Below are 19,198 nucleotides of genomic sequence, written 5' to 3'. Positions count from 1 at the left end.
CTCGAGCAATCGAGTAACGGCTAAGCGATCTCCAGTTAAACGATATTGTCGGTTTGAAACGGCCCGATACGTACGAGGTTTTCCGGGTCGTGTTCGCCACCGAGCTGCTCGGTCGAAAAGTATTCACGGCTATTGAGCGGTGCCTGCCAGCGTGCGGCCAGGCGCCGGAAAAGCCCCCAGGACGCCAGATTGTCCGGGGTGATCGTGGTTTCCATGTGGTGTACAGCGCCCAGATCCTCGCGGGACATGATCGCTTCGATCAGCCGCCTGGCAAGACCGGTACCGCGGGCTTTTTCACCCACCGCCACCTGCCATAGAAAGAACGTATCCGGGGCGTTGTCCTTGACGTAACCCGAGACGAAACCCACGATTTCACCCTCTTCATTGGTGGCGACCGCGCAGGTGTCACGAAACTGGGTCGCCAGCAAAAGGTAAGCGTAAGCGGAATTCACATCGAGCGGCGGGCAGGCTTTGACCAGCTCATAAATACCCCAGCCGTCGTCGGCGTTGGGCTTGCGAATGTAGAGCGGCATCTGCTCGCTCCCCACTACCGCATCGGCCACGGTGGGTCTGGCAAGGTCGAAAGAAGGCGTAAAAGATGTTGAAGGCATGCTCATGGTGTTACTTCGCCGTTGCGAATTCGAGCCCTACTATAACAGCGAATTATTAATAACTCAAAATGCATATTATGCTTTTCTCCCTGTTTGATAATTTTTAATTATATATGGCTCGATTATGCAGACGTTGCCCATAAGAGCTGGCCGTTAAAAGCTTAGTCCAACTTCAAAAAAGTGGTAAAAAAAAGCGAGCTTTCGCTCGCTTTGATTGACTGACGTTTCATTGAGGTATTGGACGTTACGTGCGCGACGGTGTACGCATGGTGACAAGCTCTTCCGAGCCCGTGGGGTGAACCCCCAGGGTACGGTCGAAATCCTTCTTGGTGAGCCCGGCGCGCACCGCAATGCCCACGTTCTGGATCAGCTCGCCTGCATCTTCGCCTACGATATGGGCGCCGACCACGACGTCGCTTGCGTCGTCCACGACCAGCTTCATCAGCATGCGCTCGTCGCTTCCTGACAGCGTATGTTTCATGGGTTTGAAATCCGTGCGATACACGCGGATATGGGCAAAGCGCTCCCGAGCGGCCTCTTCGGTCAACCCTACGGTACCGATATTGGGATGGCAGAACACCGCAGTGGGCACGTGCTCGTAGTCCAAAGGCTCGGGGGTCGAGTCGCTAAAGTGGATCTCGGCAATCTGCATCGCTTCGGCAATGGCGACCGGGGTCAGCTCCGGGCTATCGATCAGATCCCCCAGCGCCAATACTGACGGCACGTTGGTCTCAAAGCGCTCGTTGACCGTGATTTTGCCACTTTCATTGAGCGCGATACCCAATTTATCGAGGCCCAGGCCTTCGATATTGGCGTTGCGCCCGGTGGCGGCCAGCACGGTATCGACGATGAGTGTCTCGCCGGTGGTCAGGGTGACCTTGAGGCCATCCTCTTGTTTGTCGATACGCTCGATATTGGCAGAGAAATGTAGATTGACGCCCTTCTTCTTCATCTCGTCGCGAGTAAATTCGCGCACTTCGTTATCGAAGCCGCGCAAAAAGAGCTCCTGGCGATAGATCAGATGCGTTTCACTGCCCAATCCGTTGAAGATGCTCGCGAATTCAACGGCGATATAGCCGCCGCCGAGCACCAGAAAGCGCTGAGGAAACGTGTCGAGGTCGAACACCTCGTTGGAGGTTATCGTATGCTCGCTTCCCGGGAAATCCGGCACCCAGGGCCAGCCGCCGGTGGCCACCAGGATCTTTTTGGCGCTGATCAGGCTATCGCCCTTGGCCGAGCCAAGCGAGACGGTATGGGCATCGACGACCGAGGCCCGGGCGTTATAGAGGGTCACGCCGGCGTTTTCGAGCAGGCGCTGGTAAATACCGTTGAGCCGCTTGATCTCGCCGGACTTGTTGTCGCGAAGCGTCGGCCAATCAAAGGTGGGCGTTGCCGGTAAGTGCCAGCCGTAGCCGGCTGCATCGTCGAAGCTATCGCGAAAGTGCGAGGCGTAGGCGTAGAGCTTTTTGGGAACACACCCCACGTTGACGCAGGTGCCGCCCAGGTAGCGGTCTTCGGCAATCGCCACCCGGGCGCCCTGGGCGGCGGCGGTGCGCGCCGCGCGTACACCGCCGGAACCGGCGCCGATGACCAACAGGTCGTAATCGAACTCAGCCTGCGCTGACATAGGGACTCCTTGCTACTTGACTGTATAACGAAATTTGACGGTATAACGAAAGCCGCCCGCTCAAAGGGAGTCTGAGCGAGCGGTTAAAGCGTCGTTTGAAGGGGATGAGCCCTTAACGGTCGAACGATGAAGCCAGCTTAGCCAATGGCGCAGGTTACGCCAGTACCTTTCAGCCCGCAGTAGCCTCCCGGGTTTTTATCCAGGTACTGCTGATGATAGCCCTCGGCGTAGTAGAACGTGTCCAGCGGCCTTATCTCGGTGGTGATTTCACCCTTGCCGTGTTCGTCGAGCGCGGCTTGAAACGCCTCGGCGCTTTGACGCGCCTGCTCGAGCTGGGCCTCGCTGGTCGTGAAGATCGCCGAGCGATACTGGCTGCCGATATCATTGCCCTGGCGGTTGCCCTGGGTCGGGTCGTGCCCTTCCCAGAAGATCTGCAGCAACGTGGCAAGTGTCACTTTGGCCGGGTCATAAACCACGCGCACGACCTCGGTGTGGCCGGTGCGCCCGGTGCAGGTTTCATCGTACGTGGGGTTTGGCGTCTCGCCGCCGGCGTAGCCTGCGGCGGTGACGAATACGCCGGGGGTTTGCCAAAACAGACGCTCTACCCCCCAAAAGCAGCCCATACCCAGCACGATTTCATCGTACCCTTCGGGAAACGGCGCCTTGATCGACTGGCCGTTGACGGCGTGAACGTCGCTTGTTTCGATCGGCTGATCACGGCCTGGCAGTGATGTCGAAGTTCTGGAAAAAAGTGTCATGGCCACCTCTTATTGCCGTGGGAATATGCTGGGCGAGCCCTGGCGCGAGAAGGTGTAGATCAGATCCACCGCCTGACTCGTACCGGTAACCGCCTGTACGTAAAGATTACGCCAAAGCGTATAGCGTAGCGTTAGTTCCGCAATCGGCGAGAAAATTCCCACGCCGTAGCTAATGCGGAGGTCGTCGGTGAGCTGGCCGCTCAGGGCGACCTGGCTGTCGTCGCCGGCTCCGGTGGTGTCGAGTGCCAGATCGTTGATGCCGAAGGCTTCACCAATCGAGCCGACCGCGCCGCCGGTACGCCCAAGCGACATACCGATGAGCGCGGTGGTCAAGGCGCTGTCGACGCCGCCACCGGAAGAATCCGGTGCCCGCCCACGCAGTACGTAGGAGAGCGCGCTGCTTTCCGGCATGGCAGGCTCCGAGAAGATCGCGACATTGGGCTCGTCGGCGGTGCCGGTGACTCTAAGCCCGGCGATTACGTCGTCCTGGGTCACATCCGGGTTACGAATCGCTTCGAAATCGAGCACCGGCTGGCCCGGCGGGCCGCTAAAGATCAGCTGGCCGCGGCGAATCAACAGGTCTTGGCCAAAGGCCTGGAAACGCCCGTCGACCAGGTTCACCTCGCCAAACAGTTGCAGGATGCCGTTATCCTGGCGGATTTCGAGGCCGCCGGATAGCCCGGACTCGAGCCCGTAGGCCGCTAGCTGCATATCGCTGCCAAGCGTCAGAGTGATCAGCATATCGAGCTCGATACCGGTTTGGGCGAGTTCGTCGGTCCTGCTGGGCCCTTCGCCGTTGGCGGCTCGTAGCTGGGCAATGCGCTCGGCTTCGCGGTCCTGGCGCTCGGTAATGATGATTTCATCGCCGCTTGGGGTAATGGCGGAGGCCGGCAGTCGGCCGATTTCCAGTCGCGCCCAGGGGATGTCCACGTTACCGCGTATCTGAAGAAGCTCCGGGTTGATGCGAATACGAATATCCGGCGCGGCCTCCAGACGGCCGAACTGGGGAAGCACCACCAGTAACGGCTCCTGAACCGCGTTTAGATCGATACCCATGCGCCACTGCTCGTCCTCGGGCCAGTAGGCATCGCCGGTGATGTTGAGCCGGCCCCGCTCGGCGGCGACGAAACCGTCGATAGAGCCCTGGCCGCCGTCGAAGCGCAGGGCCAGCTCGCCATCCACGATATCCAGCGGGATATCCGGGCCGCGCGCCCGAACGCCCCGCAGCGCAAGGGTGCCCTGAAGATCCGGCTGGGCCGTGGTACCGCCGATTTGAACGCTGCCGTTCAGGTCACCCTGTAACTGGTCGAGCTGCGCGACCATCGGCAGGTAAGGCTCGAGCGAGACGTTGCTGGCGCGCAGTTCACCGTTGAGCCCGCCCTGGCCGATCGGGTCGTTAACGGTAAGGTCGAGGGCGAGCCGGCCGGCTTCTGAAAGCGAAAGCACGACGTTTGCGTTAGCCAGCGACTGGTTGGCCTCAATCTGGGCGTCCAGGTCGATGACCGGCAGTTGAACCGGCTGGCCAAAGTCGTTGATCGCGGTAATGGCCAGCTCGCTCAACAGTTCGACATTCGCCTGCCAGCGCGCCCCACCCTGACGCCAGGAAAGGCCCAGGTCCGCCGTCGTGTCACCTTCAAGACGCCAGTCGTCGGGCAAAAACGGCTCGAGCATTTCCATGGGAACTTCGCGCACGGTCAAGGCGGCCTGGCCTTGATCCGCCGAGGCATTGATCGTCTCCGTGGAACAGACCAGTCCGCCTTCCAGCCGGCGCAAGCAGAACGGAGTTAGCCGCGCCTGGCCGTTGGCCAGGTTGTAGCGCACATCGAGCGGGCTCTCGAGGCGGATGTTGCCGGCCTCGGAGTCGATCTCCAGCGGCGTTACCTGGGCCTGGTAGCGCTGGTCTGCCTGATCGAAGCGTCCTGCCAGGCCTAGCTGTGCGCGGCTCATGATCGCGCCGTCGCCGCCTTCTACGTCGACGGACAGCGTATGTTGAGAAAGCCGCCCGTCCAGGGCCAGATTTAGGCGCTCGAAGGTTTGGCCGCCGGCGATTACGCGGTCGAGCGCTAAATCGACGTCCAGACGCGGATCGTCGATGCCGGTGACATCGGCGTTGAGCGTCAACCGCTCGACGGCGTTGTCGGCAAAGCGTAGGCCCTCACCGGTTAGCGCGGCGTTAAGGCGTGGCTCGTTAAGGCTACCCCGCGCCTGGATATCGCCGGTCAACCGGCCGGCAAGTTCCGGATGCAGGGTTTGCAGCTGGGTGAGCGCAATGTCCGCATCCAGCGAAAGCGCCTGCTGGCTTGCCTGGCCCTGGGCGGTGAGACGGTTCTCGCCCTGGGTAAAGAGCAGCTCGTCGATATCGACTTCCAGGTCCGTATTGGCGGTCAGCGCGGCTTGCAGCGTCAGTGGGTACTCCTGGAGTTCGCCGCCGATCGAGAGTTCGGGCAGGTCGATCAGCCAGCGGCTGCCCTGCTGCAGCACGCCCAGTTCGATATCTCCATCGAGGGAGCCGTTGAGGTCATCGACGAAGTGGGAGGGGTCGAAGTTATCCAGCCGAATCCGCGTATCCAGCGCAATGGCGTCGGCCCAACTGACCCGCCCCTGGCTTGCCAACCGGCTTTCATCGATTCGAAGGGCAAGGGATGACCAGCTAAAAGAGCCGGTATCGCCACTGCCTTCTACGTTCAGCGATAAAAGCGGCACCTCCGGCCCCTGGCCGTCCACGTCCAACGCTAGTGTGTAAGCGTTGATGTCACCCTCGGCACGCATGTCCATATTCTGCACGACCCAAGGGGCGGTCTCGGCGTTTTCCGGGGCGATCAGGGGCCACTGTAGCCGTTCGCTTTGAAGCCGAGCGGTAAACGGATAGTTCGCATCTTCGATATCGATGCGTGCCTCGAGACGGGTATCCTCGATTCCATCGGCGTCGAGCACTACCGTGAACGCCTCCAGGTCGCCGTTGGCGTGCAGATCCAGATTCTGTACGACGATAGGGTCGGTTTCGGCGTTGTCTGCACCGATCAGCGGCCATTGGAACCGCTCGCTTCGTAGACGCAGGTCGAACGGATACGTCGGATCGTCAAGATCGACCCGCGCGTCGAGCCTGGTGTCCTCGATACCGTCGGCGTCGAGCACCACGGTGAACGCTTCCAGGTTACCGCTGGCGCGAAGATCCAGGTTCTCCACCGTCAAGGGCTCGGCGTCGCTGTCTGCCGACGGCGTGGGTGGCCACTGCAATTGCTCGGTTTGCAGGCGCACATCGAAGGGAAAGCGTGGGTCGAGTACGTCCACGCTTGCATCGAGCACGACATTGACCAGCCCTTCGGTGTCGAGCTCGCCGCTTAGTTCGGCAAGCGAGCCGGACAGTGAAAGCGACAGCGTATTACCGCTAAGCTCGGGAAAGCGTTCGGGCAAGTAAAGCGTGGTGTCCAGGTTTAGATCGAGGGGATAGCTTTCCGCCAGGCGGATAGTGCCCGCAAGATCGACTTCGGCGTCCGGGGTGAGCACGTAGAAGGTATCGATCGCGACATCGTGTTCGACCACCGAGCCCACGAGCGTGAGCCGCTCGACCTGGTAGTCGAAGGCGCCTTCGAGGGCGAAGTCGTTGATGGCGAGTTCTTCGACGATGACATCGATGGGGAGCGTGATATCGGGCAGCTGCGTTCGCCCTTTTTCGCTCACCAGCACCCCGCCGCCTTCGTCTTCGGTTGCCTCTCGTTCATCCCGGGGCGCGTGAACGGCGATCGCCCCGTCGATGCCGGTGGCCTCGAGCGGTGTGTCGGTATTCTGGGTGAGCCGCACGCCTTGGGACGGGGGCAAATAGACGCGAGGCTGGTTTAGCTCGGTCGGCGCCAAACGCACGCTTTGTTCCTCGGCGATGGCGGCGCTGGTCAATGACGCCAGCGTGATACGCGTACCGTCCCCCAACGTCACCGCGGTGTCGTTCAGTACCAGTTCGCGAAGTTCGATGGGAAAAGGCAGCGTAATGCGCAGCGGCTCTTGGTTCTCTTGCGGCGGCGTTTCATCGTCACTCGCGCCGATACGGATATCCGCCCCGTCGGCGCGCAGCGTGTCGATACATAGCCGCCCGGACAGCAGGCAGTCGTCCGCCCAGCGAAGTTCCAGGTCATCGATGGCGACCCGGGTCGCGCCGATGTTCAGGCGAAAGCCTTGCAGTGTGAACTCGTCGAGCAGCTCCCCGGACTGCGACTCGAAGCTGATATAGCCGCGCTTCTCCGCCTGGGAGAAGATCTGCGCTGTTCCCCAGGGAGAAAGCGCCGTTCCCAAAATCAGCGCGACCAGGCCAAACAGCCACAGCGGCACGAGGATTAGAAGCCGGATCAGGCTCCAAATGGCCAAGCGGGTGCGGGTTCTAGAAGAGAGCCGCTTTTTGCTGCGCGGCTTTTTCTTTGCGACGTCTGCCAAAATGCGCTCCTAGAACTCGGGGCCGATAGAGAAGTGTAAGCGGTAATCGTTGTCGTCATCGTCGAAGGGATGCGCGACGTCAAAACGAATGGGGCCGACCGGCGATACCCAGCGAACGCCCAGGCCCGCCCCGGTTTTCAGGTCGTCGGCTTCCCAATCGTCGAAGGCGTTGCCGTTATCGACGAAGGCAGCGCCCCACCAGTTGCCGGTCGCCCGGCGCTGGTACTCGAGCGTCGAGCTCAGCATTTGCTGGCCCCCGCGTAGCAGCCCGTCTTCACTGCGCGGCGCCAGGCTCTCGTAGGAGTAGCCGCGCACGCTGCGGTCGCCGCCGGCAAAAAAGCGCAGCGAGGGCGGGATTTTGTCGAAGTCGTCGGTTTCGGTAGCGCCCACGCTGAGTCGCGCTATGAAGCGGTTGTCCGCATTGAGGGTACGGATCCACTCGGTATCACCGGTCACGCGGGCAAAGCGAGCGTCCGACCCCCAAGCGGTATCCGAGTACTCCACCGAGAGCTGCTGACGGTCGCCCCAAAGCGGGAAGCGCTCGGGCCGGGTGCGCGTACGCGACCATTGAATGCCGGGATAGTAAAGCCAGACCTCGTCGGAGAGCCCGCCCTGGGTAAAGTCTTCGTAGGTGGTACGCAAGTAAAGTGTCTGAACCCACCGGTTTTCGAACTCCCAGCGCCGGGCGAACTCGATGGTGCCTTCGATCGACTGGGTGTCGTTATCGTCACGGTTACGGATCCCGTACTGGAGCCGGTAGTTATCGCGAATCGGGTCTTCCAGCGGGATGTTATACACCCCGGTAAAGCGCTGATCCGACCCGGAAATGTAAAGGTCGTGGTTAAGGCTATGGCCCAGGCTATTGATCCAGGGTTGCTGCCAGCCAAAACGCAGCCTGGGGCCGACATCGGTGGCATAACCAATACCGGTTTCGAACTGGTGGCGGTCGGCAGGCTCGACGGTTACGTCGATCGGCAGGCGGTTGTTGCCCGGCTGGCCAAGGCTTAGTGCACTCGCGAACGCCGCGCTGGAAAGCCGCGGGCGCTGGGGCTGGGAGGCGGTGGCCGAGTCGAACCAGGGCGACCCGCCGCCGCTTGGTGCAATCACCAGCTCCTGGGCGGTTTGCAGCCGCGGGCGCACGGTGACCGAGCTAAACCAACGGGTTTCCCCCAGCCGCTGGCTATAACGAGCCACGGATTCCGCCAGATAAGGGTCGCCGGTCTCGAAGCCGCGCATCTGTCGCAGCCGTTCGGGCTGGATATGGCTGCCCACGATGACGGTATTGCCGAACTGATAGCGTGGCCCGCTATCGAAATCCATGTAGAGTCGCGCGCTTTCAAGGTAAGGGCGAACTTCCATACGCCGGTCGGTAAAGCCCCAGTCAAAGTAGCCGCGCTCGATCGCAAGGCCCGAGAAATCGGAGCTTAGTTCGTCCCAGGGGGCGTGATTGAGCACATCGCCTTCGCTGAGCGGAAAGGCGTCCAGCGCCGCCTGAAACGTCGGGTCATCTTTGGCTTCGCCCTGGATATCGATCGACAGAGTTTCGATGCGTACCGCCGGGCCCGGCTCGATTCGTACCCTCACCGGGGTTTGATCGACCTCGACGTTGATTTCGGATTCGTAGTAGCCAAAAACCCGCAGCGCTTCCTGGGCGCGCTGACGGATCTCGCCTTCCAGACGCACGTCGGTATAGCGCTCTTCGTCGATGTTTTGCAGGTAAGCGTCAACGTTCTCTTGTACCGGCCCGGTGACGCCGCTAATGGCGGCTTCTACCGCGCGCGCCATGGGGCTAAGCGTCAAAAACGGCGTGGCTGCCAACAGCGCGACGGGGATGGCCAATCGCTGACGGTATCGTTGCATGTGTGTCCTTTCCTAACCCAGGCCAGCGAAAAAGCGTGAGGCGATAGAGTACGTGTAGACGATAGAGTACTTGTAGACGATATAGTACGTCGCGCGCCGAATTATCGCAGCATTTCCATTTGAGCACTAAACGCCAGTTGCGCCTGGCGCACCTGACGCACATCGCTCTCCAACGCGCTAATACGCTCGCTTAGTTCTGCCGTCGCGCTATCGAGTGCTTGTTGATCGATACCCGCTTCATCGTTTTGGGGCCTTTGTGATAGCTCGGCCAGCTGTTCGTCGAAGTCGCTACGCCACTGGCTGAACTGGTTCTCGATCGAGGTGCTCTCCCGGGCGAGCTGCTCTTCAAGTGCCGCGATGCGCTCGGCGGTACTCTGGTCGAGGTAAGCCACCTCTTCCACCAGATTTCGACGGCCGGCGGTTCCCGCCTGCTCCAGAGCGCCAAGCGAGGTGCGAATGGCGTCCAACTGGCGGTCGTTAAGATCGGCGGCCTCGCGAAGCTGATCGAGGTCTGTGCGTAGGTCGTCCAGCGACTCGACCGAGGCCAACTCTTCGCCGTCGGTCAGTACACCGTAAAGCTCTTCCCGGGTGTTGCTCAGCCGCAGGGCAAGCTGTTCCTGCTCCTGGAACAGCGTGGTCATCTGCGCCTGCATGTAGGTGACCGTATCGACGACGTCGACATCGCCGGACTCGAGCCGCGCGTGCAGGTTGGAAACCTCCCCGCTTACTCGGCTAAGCTCGCCCGATAGACGCTCGCGCTCGAACCAAAGCCCTGCTGCAAGCGCACCCAGCAGCGCGATCACTAGCAGCAGCATGAGCCACAAAGGCCAGATGGTTGGCCCGCGGCGGTGGCGCAGGTGCTGCGCGCTCAAGCTTTGGTCCACATCGGGCACGATGCGTTGGGACGAGGTGGCGTCAGACATGAAATATCCTCAAAGAGTCGTTGGGTCGGCACGACGACCAATCCCTCTATAGCGTAGGCCACAGCTGGCTACGAAGGCAGGGTCGAAAATGTTGCGCCCATCCAATACCAATTTAGCGTTGAGCAACGAGGCTAAGCGATGCCAGTCCGGGTTCCAATAGATTTTCCACTCGGTGACCAGCATCAGCGCATCCGCGTCTTCGCAGGCCAGGTAAGGGTCGCCGGTGTAAAGCGTCAGGTCCTCGCGCTCGCCCAAAAGCGCTGCAAGCGCCGGGGTGGCTGCCGGGTCGTGGAGTTTCACCTTGACCCCCTGAGCCAATAGCGCTTCCAACAGTGTAAGGACCGGCGCGTGGTCGATGCGCGCGGTACCGGGCTTGAACGCCGCGCCCCAGATCGCGACGGTTTTGCCGGTCAGCTCACCTTCGAAAAACGTCCAGAGCTTTCTGAACAGCGTCTCTTTTTTCTGCTCGTTGATGTCGACGACCTGCTCTAAAAGCGCCGAGTAGCGCCCGCTTTGCGACTGGACATCGGCCAGGCGCATCAAATCCCGGGAAAAGTTCGGGCCGCCAAAACCGCACCCCGGGTACAGGTATTCAAAGCCGATGCGCGTGTCGGCGCCCATGCCCTGGCGCACGTGCTCGACATCCACTCCTAACGTATCGGCAAGCCCGGCGATTTCATTCATGTAGCTGATGCGCGTGGCCAGCATGCCGTTGATGGCAAGTTTGGTCAGCTCCGCGGCACGCCGAGGCATGAGCTGGAAAACGTCGCGGCGGCGGTTGAACGCGCGCAGAAGTTCGCGGATGACCTGCTCGCCCTGGGCGTCGTCGCAGCCCAATAGCCAGCGTGTGGGGCGCGTGAAGGACTCCCAGGCGCGCCCTTCTTCCAGCGTATCCGGGAGGGCCACGCTCGAATGCTGCTCGCCCATCAAGGCGTGCAGCCGCTCGGTGTCGCCCACCGGGAAGGTGGAATTATTTACCAGCACCACCCGCGGCACCTGAAACGTTAGCGCGTCGATCAAGGTGTCCGCCGCCTGGCGCTGGTTGGGCGAAAGAGCCAGCCAGATCACCTCCGTGGCGCCGGCATCGTCCAACTGATCGATGATACGCAAGGTGCCCTGGTCGAGCGCCTGGCTGATATGCGCCATGAGCTCGGGCTCGCGGCGCAGCCAGTCGCGCTCGGAAACCGCCTCCCAGGGAGAGTCTTCGTGGAGCAGCCAATCGACCCGGTGGCCTACGAAGGCAAGCGCCGCGGCCGCTGTCGCAGCGCTGAGCTCACTGCCGTGGAGTAATACGCGCATTAGGTACGCTCCCAACGCAATCGCCGGATAAACAGGGCTTTTTGAGTCATGACGCGTTCCTTTTCATGCGCTTCGCTCCTGGAGTGGTTAGAATGTAATAATACAAAACCCGGGGGTGGATGCCACCTTGTTGCCTAATCTAACCCGCTGGAACGATCTGGCCGTTAGGCGGCCCGGTAAATCTCGCGCTGACACGATAAGGAAGTGACCCCATGCAAGCGACCTCTCAGGATAGCACTGCTGATCGCTATAAAGGTAACGTCGATCAAGCGGAAGTGGCGAAATTTGAAGCACTTGCCAGCCAGTGGTGGGACGACCAGGGCGAGTTCAAGCCGCTGCACGAGATCAACCCGCTGCGCCTGGATTTCATCGACGCCCGCGCCGGGCTTGCGGGTAAAACCGTGCTGGATGTGGGCTGCGGCGGCGGCATCTTGAGCGAGTCCATGGCGCGCCGCGGCGCTCAGGTGACCGGCATCGACCTGGGCGAGGCGCCGCTGGGCGTTGCCCGGGTCCATGCCGAGCACCATAACGTCGAGCTCGACTATCGCAATATAAGCGTTGAAAGCCTGGCCGAGGAGTCGCCGGGCACCTTCGATGTGGTCACCTGCATGGAAATGCTCGAGCACGTCCCGGACCCGGCCTCGGTCATTCGTGCATGCTGCAAGCTGGTGCGCCCGGGCGGTTACGTTTTCTTTTCGACGATCAACCGCACGCCCAAAGCCTACGCGTTTGCGATTGTGGGCGCGGAGTACGTACTGAATCTTTTGCCCCGGGGCACCCACGACTACGCTAAATTCATTCGCCCTTCTGAAATGGCCGGCTGGGCGCGTGAGGCGGGACTCGAGGTGCGTGAGCAAACCGGACTGACCTACAATCCGCTTACCCGCCGCTACAAGCTGGTAGCCCAGGACGTCTCGGTCAACTACATGATGTACTGCCGCAAAGTGAGCCAATAAATGGCGTATTCGACCCTTGATGCGCCCGCCGCTAGCGCCACGCGTGAGCTTCCTGCACCCAAGGCGGTGCTGTTTGATCTCGACGGCACGCTGGTCGATACCGCCCCGGATTTGGCGAACGCGACCAACGCGTTAAGGCAGTACCACGGCCTGGCGCCCCTGCCCTTCGATCAGATCCGCCGGGAAGTCTCCAACGGCGGCAGCGCTCTGGTGACGCTGGCCATTGGTCTTGAAGCCAATGCCGACGGCCACGCCAGCGCCCGCCAGTACCTGCTGGATGCCTACGAGCAGGCGGTAGCGGTGCATAGCCAGGTCTTTAGCCCGCTGGATCGGTGGCTGATCGACTGGCACGCCAACGAAAGACTCTGGGGGATCGTGACCAATAAGCCGCGCCGCTACACGCTGCCGCTACTCGAGGCGCTGGCGCTGGAGCCGGGTGCGCTTTTGTGCGCCGACGACTTGAGTGTCAAAAAGCCCGAGCCCGAGCCGCTTTGGGAGGCCGCGCGGCGCCTGAATATCGCCCCAGGAGAGTGCTGGTACGTGGGCGATCATCGCCGCGATATCGAGGCGGCGAAAGCGGCGGGCATGACGGCCATTGCGGTGGGGTATGGGTATATCAGCGAGCAGGACGACTATCGCACCTGGCCCGCCGATGTCTGGTTCGAGACCTGCGAGGCGCTGGTCGAGCGCCTTCTCACGTTCTAGCAGGCAGAGAACGAACCCTTTCGGGGTTTAAGCCCGGGGCGGCTGCGCGTCGATTTTTTGCCCCGTGACGCCGCGGCTGTCCGGGCCCATCAGCCAAAGGTAGGTGGGCATGATCTGTTCCGGCGTACGCAGCGTAGTGGGGTCTTCCTGGGGGTAGGCGCCTTCACGCATCGCGGTGCGCGTGGCGCCCGGGTTTAACGTATTGACGCGCAGGTGCGCGCGCTCCTGGAACTCGTCGGCCAAAAGCTCCATGAAGCCTTCCGTGGCAAACTTGGAAACGCTATAAGCGCCCCACTGCGCCCGGCCTTTACGGCCCACGCTAGAGGACGTGAAAATCAGCGAGGCATCCTCGGCGCTATCCAGCAGCGGCAAGAGTGCCTGGGTCATCCAGATGGGGCCATTGATGTTGACCTGCATCACCTGTTCCCAAAGCTCGGGATCGTACTCTTCGAAAGGCGTAATCGTTCCCAGAAGCCCGGCGTTGTGTAAAACGCCGTCCAGCCGACCAAACTCTTTATCCAACCGCCTGGCCATATCGTCGAAATCTTCGAGGGTTGCGCCCTCGATATTGAGCGGAAAAATCGCCGGCTGGGGGCTGCCCTGCGCCTCGATTTCATCGTACACGCGTTCGAGCTTCTCGAGCGTGCGGCCCAGCAGAATAACGGTGGCGCCGTGCTGGGCGTAGCTCAACGCCGCGACCCGGCCGATCCCATCGCCGGCACCGGTGACCAAAATGACCCGGTCCTTTAAGAGTTCAGGCTGGGGCTGATAGTCGATCTTGCAGGTCATGCATAACCTCGAGGTGAGTATTATCCGGCGGACTGGCGGAGAAAGTCGTTGGCAAGCCCGGCGGCGCTGCTTTGCGGAAAGTCGTCGCGCACCTGCTCTAGTAGCTCGCGGCTGCGCTCGGGCTCGCCCTGGCGGGCCTTGACCAGACCCAGCTTATAAAGCGCGTCCGGCACTTTGTTACTGTTGTCGAAGTCTTCGATAACACGACTAAAGGCTTCATCCGAGGCGCCGAGTTCGTTTTCGGCGGCGTAGAGTTCGCCAAGCCAGTAGTAGCCGTTGGCCGTCAGGCTGGTATCCGGATGGGCATCGACGAAGGCGTTGAACGCGTCGATCGCTTCGTTAAAGCGGCGCGCCTGAACGTGGGCGAAGGCCGCCTGATAGTCGGCCTGGGCGTCTTCGCTTACGTTGCTGGAGGGGGCGTTGACCACCGCCTCCGCGGCTTCGGGTTCTACTTGCGGCGCGGCCTGCTCGGCGGGCGCCGGGGCTGGCGCGGAGGCCTGCGCCGGTGCGCTCGTTTGCAGGTTCATCAAGCGGTCTTCGATATCGATATACTGCTGCTGCGACTGCCGACGCAGCTGCTCCAGCTGATGCCTAAGCTCTTCGACCTGGCCGCGCAGCTGCTGGATTTCCTGCTGGTGCTCCTCGACCTGGTTGAACAACACCAGGTTACCGCCGGAAGCTTCCTGGCGCTGGGTTTGCTGATAGAAGCCGTTGGAGCCCGAAGAAATATCCTGAACCAGGGGCTGTTGGGCAAGCGCCGTAAGGGGCAATACGGACAGCGGGAGCGCAATGGCTCCCGCACCGCACAGCCTCTCAAAAAAGCGTTTGAGACTGTGATTCATGTTGACTCCGAAAACGCAGGCGCGCCGTGGCGCGCCGGTACGTCTAGTAGCTAAATACAACGCGACGGTTTTGTGAGTAGGCGCTGTCGCCCTGGCCGCTGGCCGCCGGACGCTCTTCACCGTAGCTCACAACGCTCATCTGAGACGGCGAAACGCCCTGAATGTTCAGAAAACGCTGTACCGCGCGAGCACGGCGCTCACCCAGTGCCATGTTGTATTCCCGCGTGCCGCGCTCATCGGTATGGCCCTGAAGCGTAACGCGCGCGTTCGGGTTGGACTGCAGGTAGCGCGCATGGCCCATTACCACGGATTCGTACTCGCTTTTGATCGTATCGCGGTCGTAATCGAAGTAGATGGTGCGCACTTCGGGGATACGTGAATCGGCCTGCTGGCCGGTACCCGAGCCGCTGGTCGAACCGTACTGACCGGTACCGCTGGTGCCCGTGCCAGAACCGGTGCCCGTACCCGTGGTGCTGCCACTTTGGCTTCCGTAAGCGTCACCGTCCTGGGTGCCGCCGGTGCTGGAACAGCCAGCAACCGCCAGAATGGAGAAAGCGACTGCTAGAGAGCGAGCCAATGGCTTAAGTTGCATAATCAGACTCCTTGCCTGAAAACAGAATTTTGTGTTGTTCAACTATTTCTGTTGTTCAACTTTAATTTAAAAAGGGAGACCACGCGGGATCGCGTACTTCACCCTGTGCTGCCGGCAGTCTGAATGACGAGCGGCCATCCGCCGAAACGGCACTCAAAAAGCCACTTCCACCCTGTTGGGTAGCGAAGATTACCATGGTCCCGTTCGGCGCAACACTAGGAGATTCATCCCGCGTTGATTCGCTCAATACGACCAAACGGCCACCATCCAATTCCTGACGCGCTACCTGATACCCACGGTCCGAGCGGTGAATCAAAAAGATTTGGTCACCGTCGGGTGAGTAGCGCGCGCGGGCGTTGTAGTTGCCGGTGTAGGTCACGCGGTCGGCGCTGCCGCCACTGGCCGGCATCTGATAAATCTGCGGGCCGCCGCTGCGATCCGAAGTGAAAATCAGGTTACGGCCATCCGGCGACCAGGCCGGTTCAGTATCGATGCTATTGCTCTGGGTCACACGGTCGAGCGAACGACTGCCGATATCGAGCACGTAGATATCCGGCTGGCCATCCTTGGAAAGCGACATCGCCAGACGGCGGCCGTCCGGCGACCAGGCCGGTGCACCGTTGATACCTTCGAACGAGGTTGCCTGAACCCGCTGCCCGGAGGACACACTTTGAATATAAATCGCCGGGCGTTCCGTTTCAAAGGAAACGTAGGCCAGTTTAGTGCCATCCGGCGACCAGGCCGGTGACATGATCGGCTGATCAGAGGTCAGCACCTGCTGGCTGCGGCGCCCGTCAGAGTCAGCCACGTAAAGTCCGAATTGCATGTTGTCGCCCAAGCCCTGGGCGGTGACGTAGGCAATTTTGGTCGAAAACGCGCCGCGAATATCGGTGATCGCTTCAAAAATCTGGTCGCTGATGTAGTGCGCGCCACCGCGCAGGTCGTTGCTATCGACGTTGACGGTTTCGCCAATCATGCGCGACTGGCCGCTAATGTCCATCAGCTCGAACTGGATCTGGTAGCCGCTGCCGGACTGCTGAGCGCGCCCGACGACCAGGTAGCGGGTATCCAGCGAGCGCCAGGTGCCGAACTGCACATCGCTTGCCTGACTTGGCCGTTCGAACATGGCGCTGCGCTCGAGCGGCGCGAACATGCCGCTACGCTCCAGGTCATCCTGAACGATTTGCGCAACGTCTTCAGGAAACCCCTCGCCACCCTCGAAAGGCACTACGCCGATGGGGAGGGCCTGGTCGCTGCCCCGGGTTATTTCGATGGTAAGGTTGGCACTTGCGACGCTGCTGATCAGCAGCAGAACACAAAATAGCCACACTTTGCTCAATGTCTGCATCAACGTACCCCTCCTGGTGTGAAGTTAAAGTTCATCGGTTGTGATCGAATCATGCGCTGCTGTTCCGGGGTTAGTTGCAGCAGCTCGCGAAACGGCGCTGCTTGCTCGACCGCTTGAATGGCCGACTGATCAAAAGCGCTGTTGCCGCTCGACGTAACTATGTTAGCCATTAACACCTCCCCTGACGGCCCCAAACGCACGCTTATGGTGGCACGCAGGTTGTCGCCGGCGCCGCCGGGAATGATCCAGGCCTGCTCGACGGCACGCTGCACGAGGTTGCTAAAGTTATTGGCTGCCTGCTGGGCTTGTTGCGCATTGGCCGCGGCCGCCGCTTCGCCTTCCAACTGGCGCTGCATGGCGGCTTCGGCCTCTGCCTGAGCTTCGGCTTCGCGCTGACGCTGGGCCTCTGCTTCCCGTTCACGTTGGGCCTGTGCCTCACGCTCGGCTTGGGCTTCGCGTTCGCGTTGCGCCGCTTCTTCGCGCTCACGTTCTGCCTGGGCTTCGCGCTCAGCTTGTGCTTCGGCCTCGGCTTCGCGACGCGCCTCTTCCTCACGCTGGCGTTCGGCTTCAGCTTGGGCCTCTGCCTCTGCCTCTGCCTCTGCTTCGGCCTCTGCTTCGGCCTCCGCCTCGCGACGTGCGGCTTCTTCGCGTTCGGCTTCCGCTTCTGCCTCGCGTTCCTGGCGAGCCTGCTCTTCGCGCAGGCGTTGCTGCTCGGCTTCGGCTTCTTCTCGGGCTTGCTCCTCGGCGGCGCGCTCTTCGGCCAGGCGCTGGGCTTCTTCTTCGCGTGCCTGGGCTTGAGCTGCCTGCGCCTGAGCCTGTTCTTCGGCCTGCTGTTCCCGGCGCGCCGCTTCGGCTTCGGCTTCTTCGAGCGCACGAGCGCGGTCTGCAGCCGCCTGGGCTTCAGCCTCGGCAGCGGCTTGCGCTTCCGCCTCGGCTTCGGCGTTGCTCTCTTGCGGCGCGGGTTCGGGCTCGGGTTCCGGCTCAGGCGGTGGTTCGGTCGCCTCCGGGGCGCTGGCACTCTCTAATGCCGCCTGCTGTTCGACCGCCTGCTGCGCCTGGTCGGTAAAGGTCTCGGTGCTGACGAAGGTTGCCTGCACGATCGAGGTAGTGTCCGGCTCCTCGGTGCTGCTCGGCAGGCTGATCAAGCTAAACGCCAGGATCGCGAGGTGAACCGCAATCGCCAGTATCGCGGGCAAGGTATAGCCGACGTCCTGTCGGTCACGAAAAGCGTCATGGGCCATAAGCGTTACCCTTGCGCCTCCTGGGGCGGCTCGGAAAGTAGCCCTACGTTGGCAACGCCGGCGCGCTGAAGCGTACTCATCAGCACCACGATCTGGCCGTACTGTACGTTACGGTCGCCCCGCACCATGACCGGCGTATTGGGTACACGCTGGAGTATCGCGACGACGCGCTCGGACATCTGATCAAGCGACACCGCCGTGGTGTCCTCACCCAGGGTAATGAAATAGCTGCCTTCGCTATTGACCGAGATAATGATGGGGTCCGACTCGTCCTGGTTCTCCAGCGGTTCGGAGCTTACCTGGGGCAGGTCGACCTCGACTCCTTGAGTCAGCATGGGAGCGGTGATCATGAAGATCACCAGCAGCACGAGCATGACATCGATGAAGGGGACGACGTTGATCTCCCCCATCGGTTTTTTATTACCGCCGCGATGAAATGGTCCGTTCATGGTGGACTCCCTTAGCCGGCGCTCTTGCTGCTATCGCGACCTTGCAGATTGCGATGCAAAATGGCGTGGAACTCTTCGGCAAAGTCTTCGTACTTACCTAGTAGCCGGCCAACGTCATTGGAGAGACGGTTGTAGAAAATAACCGCGGGGATGGCAGCGAACAGGCCCATGGCCGTGGCGATCAGCGCTTCGGCGATCCAGGGCGCGACGGTGGCAAGGGTTGCCTGCTGCGACATGGAGAGCGACTGAAACGAGCCCATGATGCCCCAGACCGTACCGAACAGGCCGATATAGGGGCTTGCCGAGGCCACGGTGGCCAAAAAGGTCAGATGTTGGGTCAGGCGGTCTTCTTCCCGGGACCAGGCCACGCGCATGCTGCGCTGTACGCCTTCGAGAATGGTATCGGCGTTACGGGTCTTGGGAAGCAAACGGTTGAATTCGCGAAAGCCGGAATGAAAGATATGCTCGGCGCCATGCCCCGGCTCGTCGGCGGGAATGTCGCGGTAGAGTTCGTTGAGATCGACACCGGACCAAAACGACTCTTCGAACTCGCTGTACTCCCGCTTGGCTCGGCGTATAGCGATACTGCGCTGAAAAATCACCACCCATGAGAGGATCGACCCCACTACAAGCAGCAGCATGACCAGCTGCACGACGGTGCTGGCACTCATTATCAGGTGGGGTATGGACATGGTGTTATCGTTCACAGTCGCCCTCATCAGTCTGTTAGCGCAAACGCGCCGTTATGGTCTGTAGAATGGATCCAGAAACCC

General features: G+C 61.2%; 16 protein-coding genes. 2 read left to right on the top strand and 14 right to left on the bottom strand.

The genetic code is table 11. From position 1 onward, the window contains the following. Window positions 1-35: 35 nt before the first annotated feature. The 7 genes from ectA to ACWHVV_RS09660 form a co-directional block, all read right to left on the bottom strand. Window positions 36-617, bottom strand: a complete 582-nt coding sequence (gene ectA, locus ACWHVV_RS09690; protein ID WP_447926068.1) for a diaminobutyrate acetyltransferase — start codon at window positions 615-617, stop codon at window positions 36-38. A 238-nt stretch (window positions 618-855) separates the two neighbouring features. Further along, window positions 856-2,238, bottom strand: coding sequence for a glutathione-disulfide reductase (gorA, locus tag ACWHVV_RS09685; RefSeq protein ID WP_447926067.1), 1,383 nt, complete (start codon window positions 2,236-2,238; stop codon window positions 856-858). Between the two features lie 137 nt (window positions 2,239-2,375). Beyond that, window positions 2,376-2,996: a peptide-methionine (S)-S-oxide reductase MsrA gene (msrA, locus tag ACWHVV_RS09680; RefSeq protein ID WP_447926066.1), complete on the bottom strand. Its 621-nt coding sequence runs from the start codon at window positions 2,994-2,996 to the stop codon at window positions 2,376-2,378. Between the two features lie 9 nt (window positions 2,997-3,005). Next, window positions 3,006-7,421, bottom strand: coding sequence for an autotransporter assembly complex protein TamB (gene tamB / locus ACWHVV_RS09675; protein WP_447926065.1), 4,416 nt, complete (start codon window positions 7,419-7,421; stop codon window positions 3,006-3,008). Window positions 7,422-7,430: 9 nt separating this feature from the next. Beyond that, window positions 7,431-9,281, bottom strand: coding sequence for an autotransporter assembly complex protein TamA (tamA, locus tag ACWHVV_RS09670; protein WP_447926064.1), 1,851 nt, complete (start codon window positions 9,279-9,281; stop codon window positions 7,431-7,433). 101 nt (window positions 9,282-9,382) lie between these two features. Continuing rightward, entirely contained in the window at window positions 9,383-10,204 is an 822-nt protein-coding gene (locus ACWHVV_RS09665; RefSeq protein ID WP_447926063.1) for a hypothetical protein, read from the bottom strand. Window positions 10,205-10,213: 9 nt separating this feature from the next. Next, window positions 10,214-11,503, bottom strand: coding sequence for a nucleotide sugar dehydrogenase (locus tag ACWHVV_RS09660; protein WP_447926062.1), 1,290 nt, complete (start codon window positions 11,501-11,503; stop codon window positions 10,214-10,216). Between the two features lie 212 nt (window positions 11,504-11,715). Between ACWHVV_RS09660 and ubiG the strand changes: the two genes are divergently transcribed. Further along, window positions 11,716-12,459: a bifunctional 2-polyprenyl-6-hydroxyphenol methylase/3-demethylubiquinol 3-O-methyltransferase UbiG gene (ubiG, locus tag ACWHVV_RS09655; RefSeq protein ID WP_447926061.1), complete on the top strand. Its 744-nt coding sequence runs from the start codon at window positions 11,716-11,718 to the stop codon at window positions 12,457-12,459. Next, on the top strand, window positions 12,460-13,164 hold the full coding sequence (locus tag ACWHVV_RS09650) for an HAD-IA family hydrolase (RefSeq protein ID WP_447926060.1): 705 nt from the start codon (window positions 12,460-12,462) through the stop codon (window positions 13,162-13,164). It begins immediately after the preceding gene. A 27-nt stretch (window positions 13,165-13,191) separates the two neighbouring features. Here the strand turns inward: ACWHVV_RS09650 and ACWHVV_RS09645 are convergent, their stop codons facing one another. From ACWHVV_RS09645 to tolQ, 7 genes are all read right to left on the bottom strand, one after another. Continuing rightward, on the bottom strand, window positions 13,192-13,953 hold the full coding sequence (locus tag ACWHVV_RS09645; protein ID WP_447926059.1) for a YciK family oxidoreductase: 762 nt from the start codon (window positions 13,951-13,953) through the stop codon (window positions 13,192-13,194). Between the two features lie 20 nt (window positions 13,954-13,973). Continuing rightward, window positions 13,974-14,795: a tol-pal system protein YbgF gene (gene ybgF / locus ACWHVV_RS09640; RefSeq protein WP_447926058.1), complete on the bottom strand. Its 822-nt coding sequence runs from the start codon at window positions 14,793-14,795 to the stop codon at window positions 13,974-13,976. Between the two features lie 43 nt (window positions 14,796-14,838). Beyond that, on the bottom strand, window positions 14,839-15,387 hold the full coding sequence (pal, locus tag ACWHVV_RS09635) for a peptidoglycan-associated lipoprotein Pal (protein WP_447896128.1): 549 nt from the start codon (window positions 15,385-15,387) through the stop codon (window positions 14,839-14,841). A gap of 61 nt (window positions 15,388-15,448) precedes the next feature. Then, window positions 15,449-16,735, bottom strand: a complete 1,287-nt coding sequence (tolB, locus tag ACWHVV_RS09630; RefSeq protein WP_447926057.1) for a Tol-Pal system beta propeller repeat protein TolB — start codon at window positions 16,733-16,735, stop codon at window positions 15,449-15,451. Continuing rightward, window positions 16,735-17,976, bottom strand: a complete 1,242-nt coding sequence (tolA, locus tag ACWHVV_RS09625; RefSeq protein ID WP_447926056.1) for a cell envelope integrity protein TolA — start codon at window positions 17,974-17,976, stop codon at window positions 16,735-16,737. Before tolA ends, tolB begins: the two co-directional genes overlap by 1 nt. 5 nt (window positions 17,977-17,981) lie before the next feature. Continuing rightward, complete coding sequence (tolR, locus tag ACWHVV_RS09620) at window positions 17,982-18,425, bottom strand: protein TolR (RefSeq protein ID WP_447926055.1); 444 nt, start codon at window positions 18,423-18,425, stop codon at window positions 17,982-17,984. 11 nt (window positions 18,426-18,436) lie between these two features. Next, window positions 18,437-19,117, bottom strand: coding sequence for a protein TolQ (gene tolQ, locus ACWHVV_RS09615; RefSeq protein WP_447926054.1), 681 nt, complete (start codon window positions 19,115-19,117; stop codon window positions 18,437-18,439). Window positions 19,118-19,198: the final 81 nt, after the last annotated feature.

This window comes from Vreelandella sp. EE27 (assembly GCF_968206495.1).
This window is presented reverse-complemented; position numbering and strand designations above follow the sequence as displayed.

Bases quoted from the DNA above. Each gene is read 5' to 3' on its own strand.
- ectA (WP_447926068.1), bottom strand. From the start codon at position 617: ATGAGCATGCCTTCAACATCTTTTACGCCTTCTTTCGACCTTGCCAGA.
- gorA (WP_447926067.1), bottom strand. From the start codon at position 2,238: ATGTCAGCGCAGGCTGAGTTCGATTACGACCTGTTGGTCATCGGCGCC.
- msrA (WP_447926066.1), bottom strand. From the start codon at position 2,996: ATGACACTTTTTTCCAGAACTTCGACATCACTGCCAGGCCGTGATCAG.
- tamA (WP_447926064.1), bottom strand. From the start codon at position 9,281: ATGCAACGATACCGTCAGCGATTGGCCATCCCCGTCGCGCTGTTGGCA.
- ACWHVV_RS09665 (WP_447926063.1), bottom strand. From the start codon at position 10,204: ATGTCTGACGCCACCTCGTCCCAACGCATCGTGCCCGATGTGGACCAA.
- ACWHVV_RS09660 (WP_447926062.1), bottom strand. From the start codon at position 11,503: ATGCGCGTATTACTCCACGGCAGTGAGCTCAGCGCTGCGACAGCGGCC.
- ubiG (WP_447926061.1), top strand. From the start codon at position 11,716: ATGCAAGCGACCTCTCAGGATAGCACTGCTGATCGCTATAAAGGTAAC.
- ACWHVV_RS09650 (WP_447926060.1), top strand. From the start codon at position 12,460: ATGGCGTATTCGACCCTTGATGCGCCCGCCGCTAGCGCCACGCGTGAG.
- ACWHVV_RS09645 (WP_447926059.1), bottom strand. From the start codon at position 13,953: ATGACCTGCAAGATCGACTATCAGCCCCAGCCTGAACTCTTAAAGGAC.
- ybgF (WP_447926058.1), bottom strand. From the start codon at position 14,795: ATGAATCACAGTCTCAAACGCTTTTTTGAGAGGCTGTGCGGTGCGGGA.
- pal (WP_447896128.1), bottom strand. From the start codon at position 15,387: ATGCAACTTAAGCCATTGGCTCGCTCTCTAGCAGTCGCTTTCTCCATT.
- tolB (WP_447926057.1), bottom strand. From the start codon at position 16,735: ATGCAGACATTGAGCAAAGTGTGGCTATTTTGTGTTCTGCTGCTGATC.
- tolA (WP_447926056.1), bottom strand. From the start codon at position 17,976: ATGGCCCATGACGCTTTTCGTGACCGACAGGACGTCGGCTATACCTTG.
- tolR (WP_447926055.1), bottom strand. From the start codon at position 18,425: ATGAACGGACCATTTCATCGCGGCGGTAATAAAAAACCGATGGGGGAG.
- tolQ (WP_447926054.1), bottom strand. From the start codon at position 19,117: ATGTCCATACCCCACCTGATAATGAGTGCCAGCACCGTCGTGCAGCTG.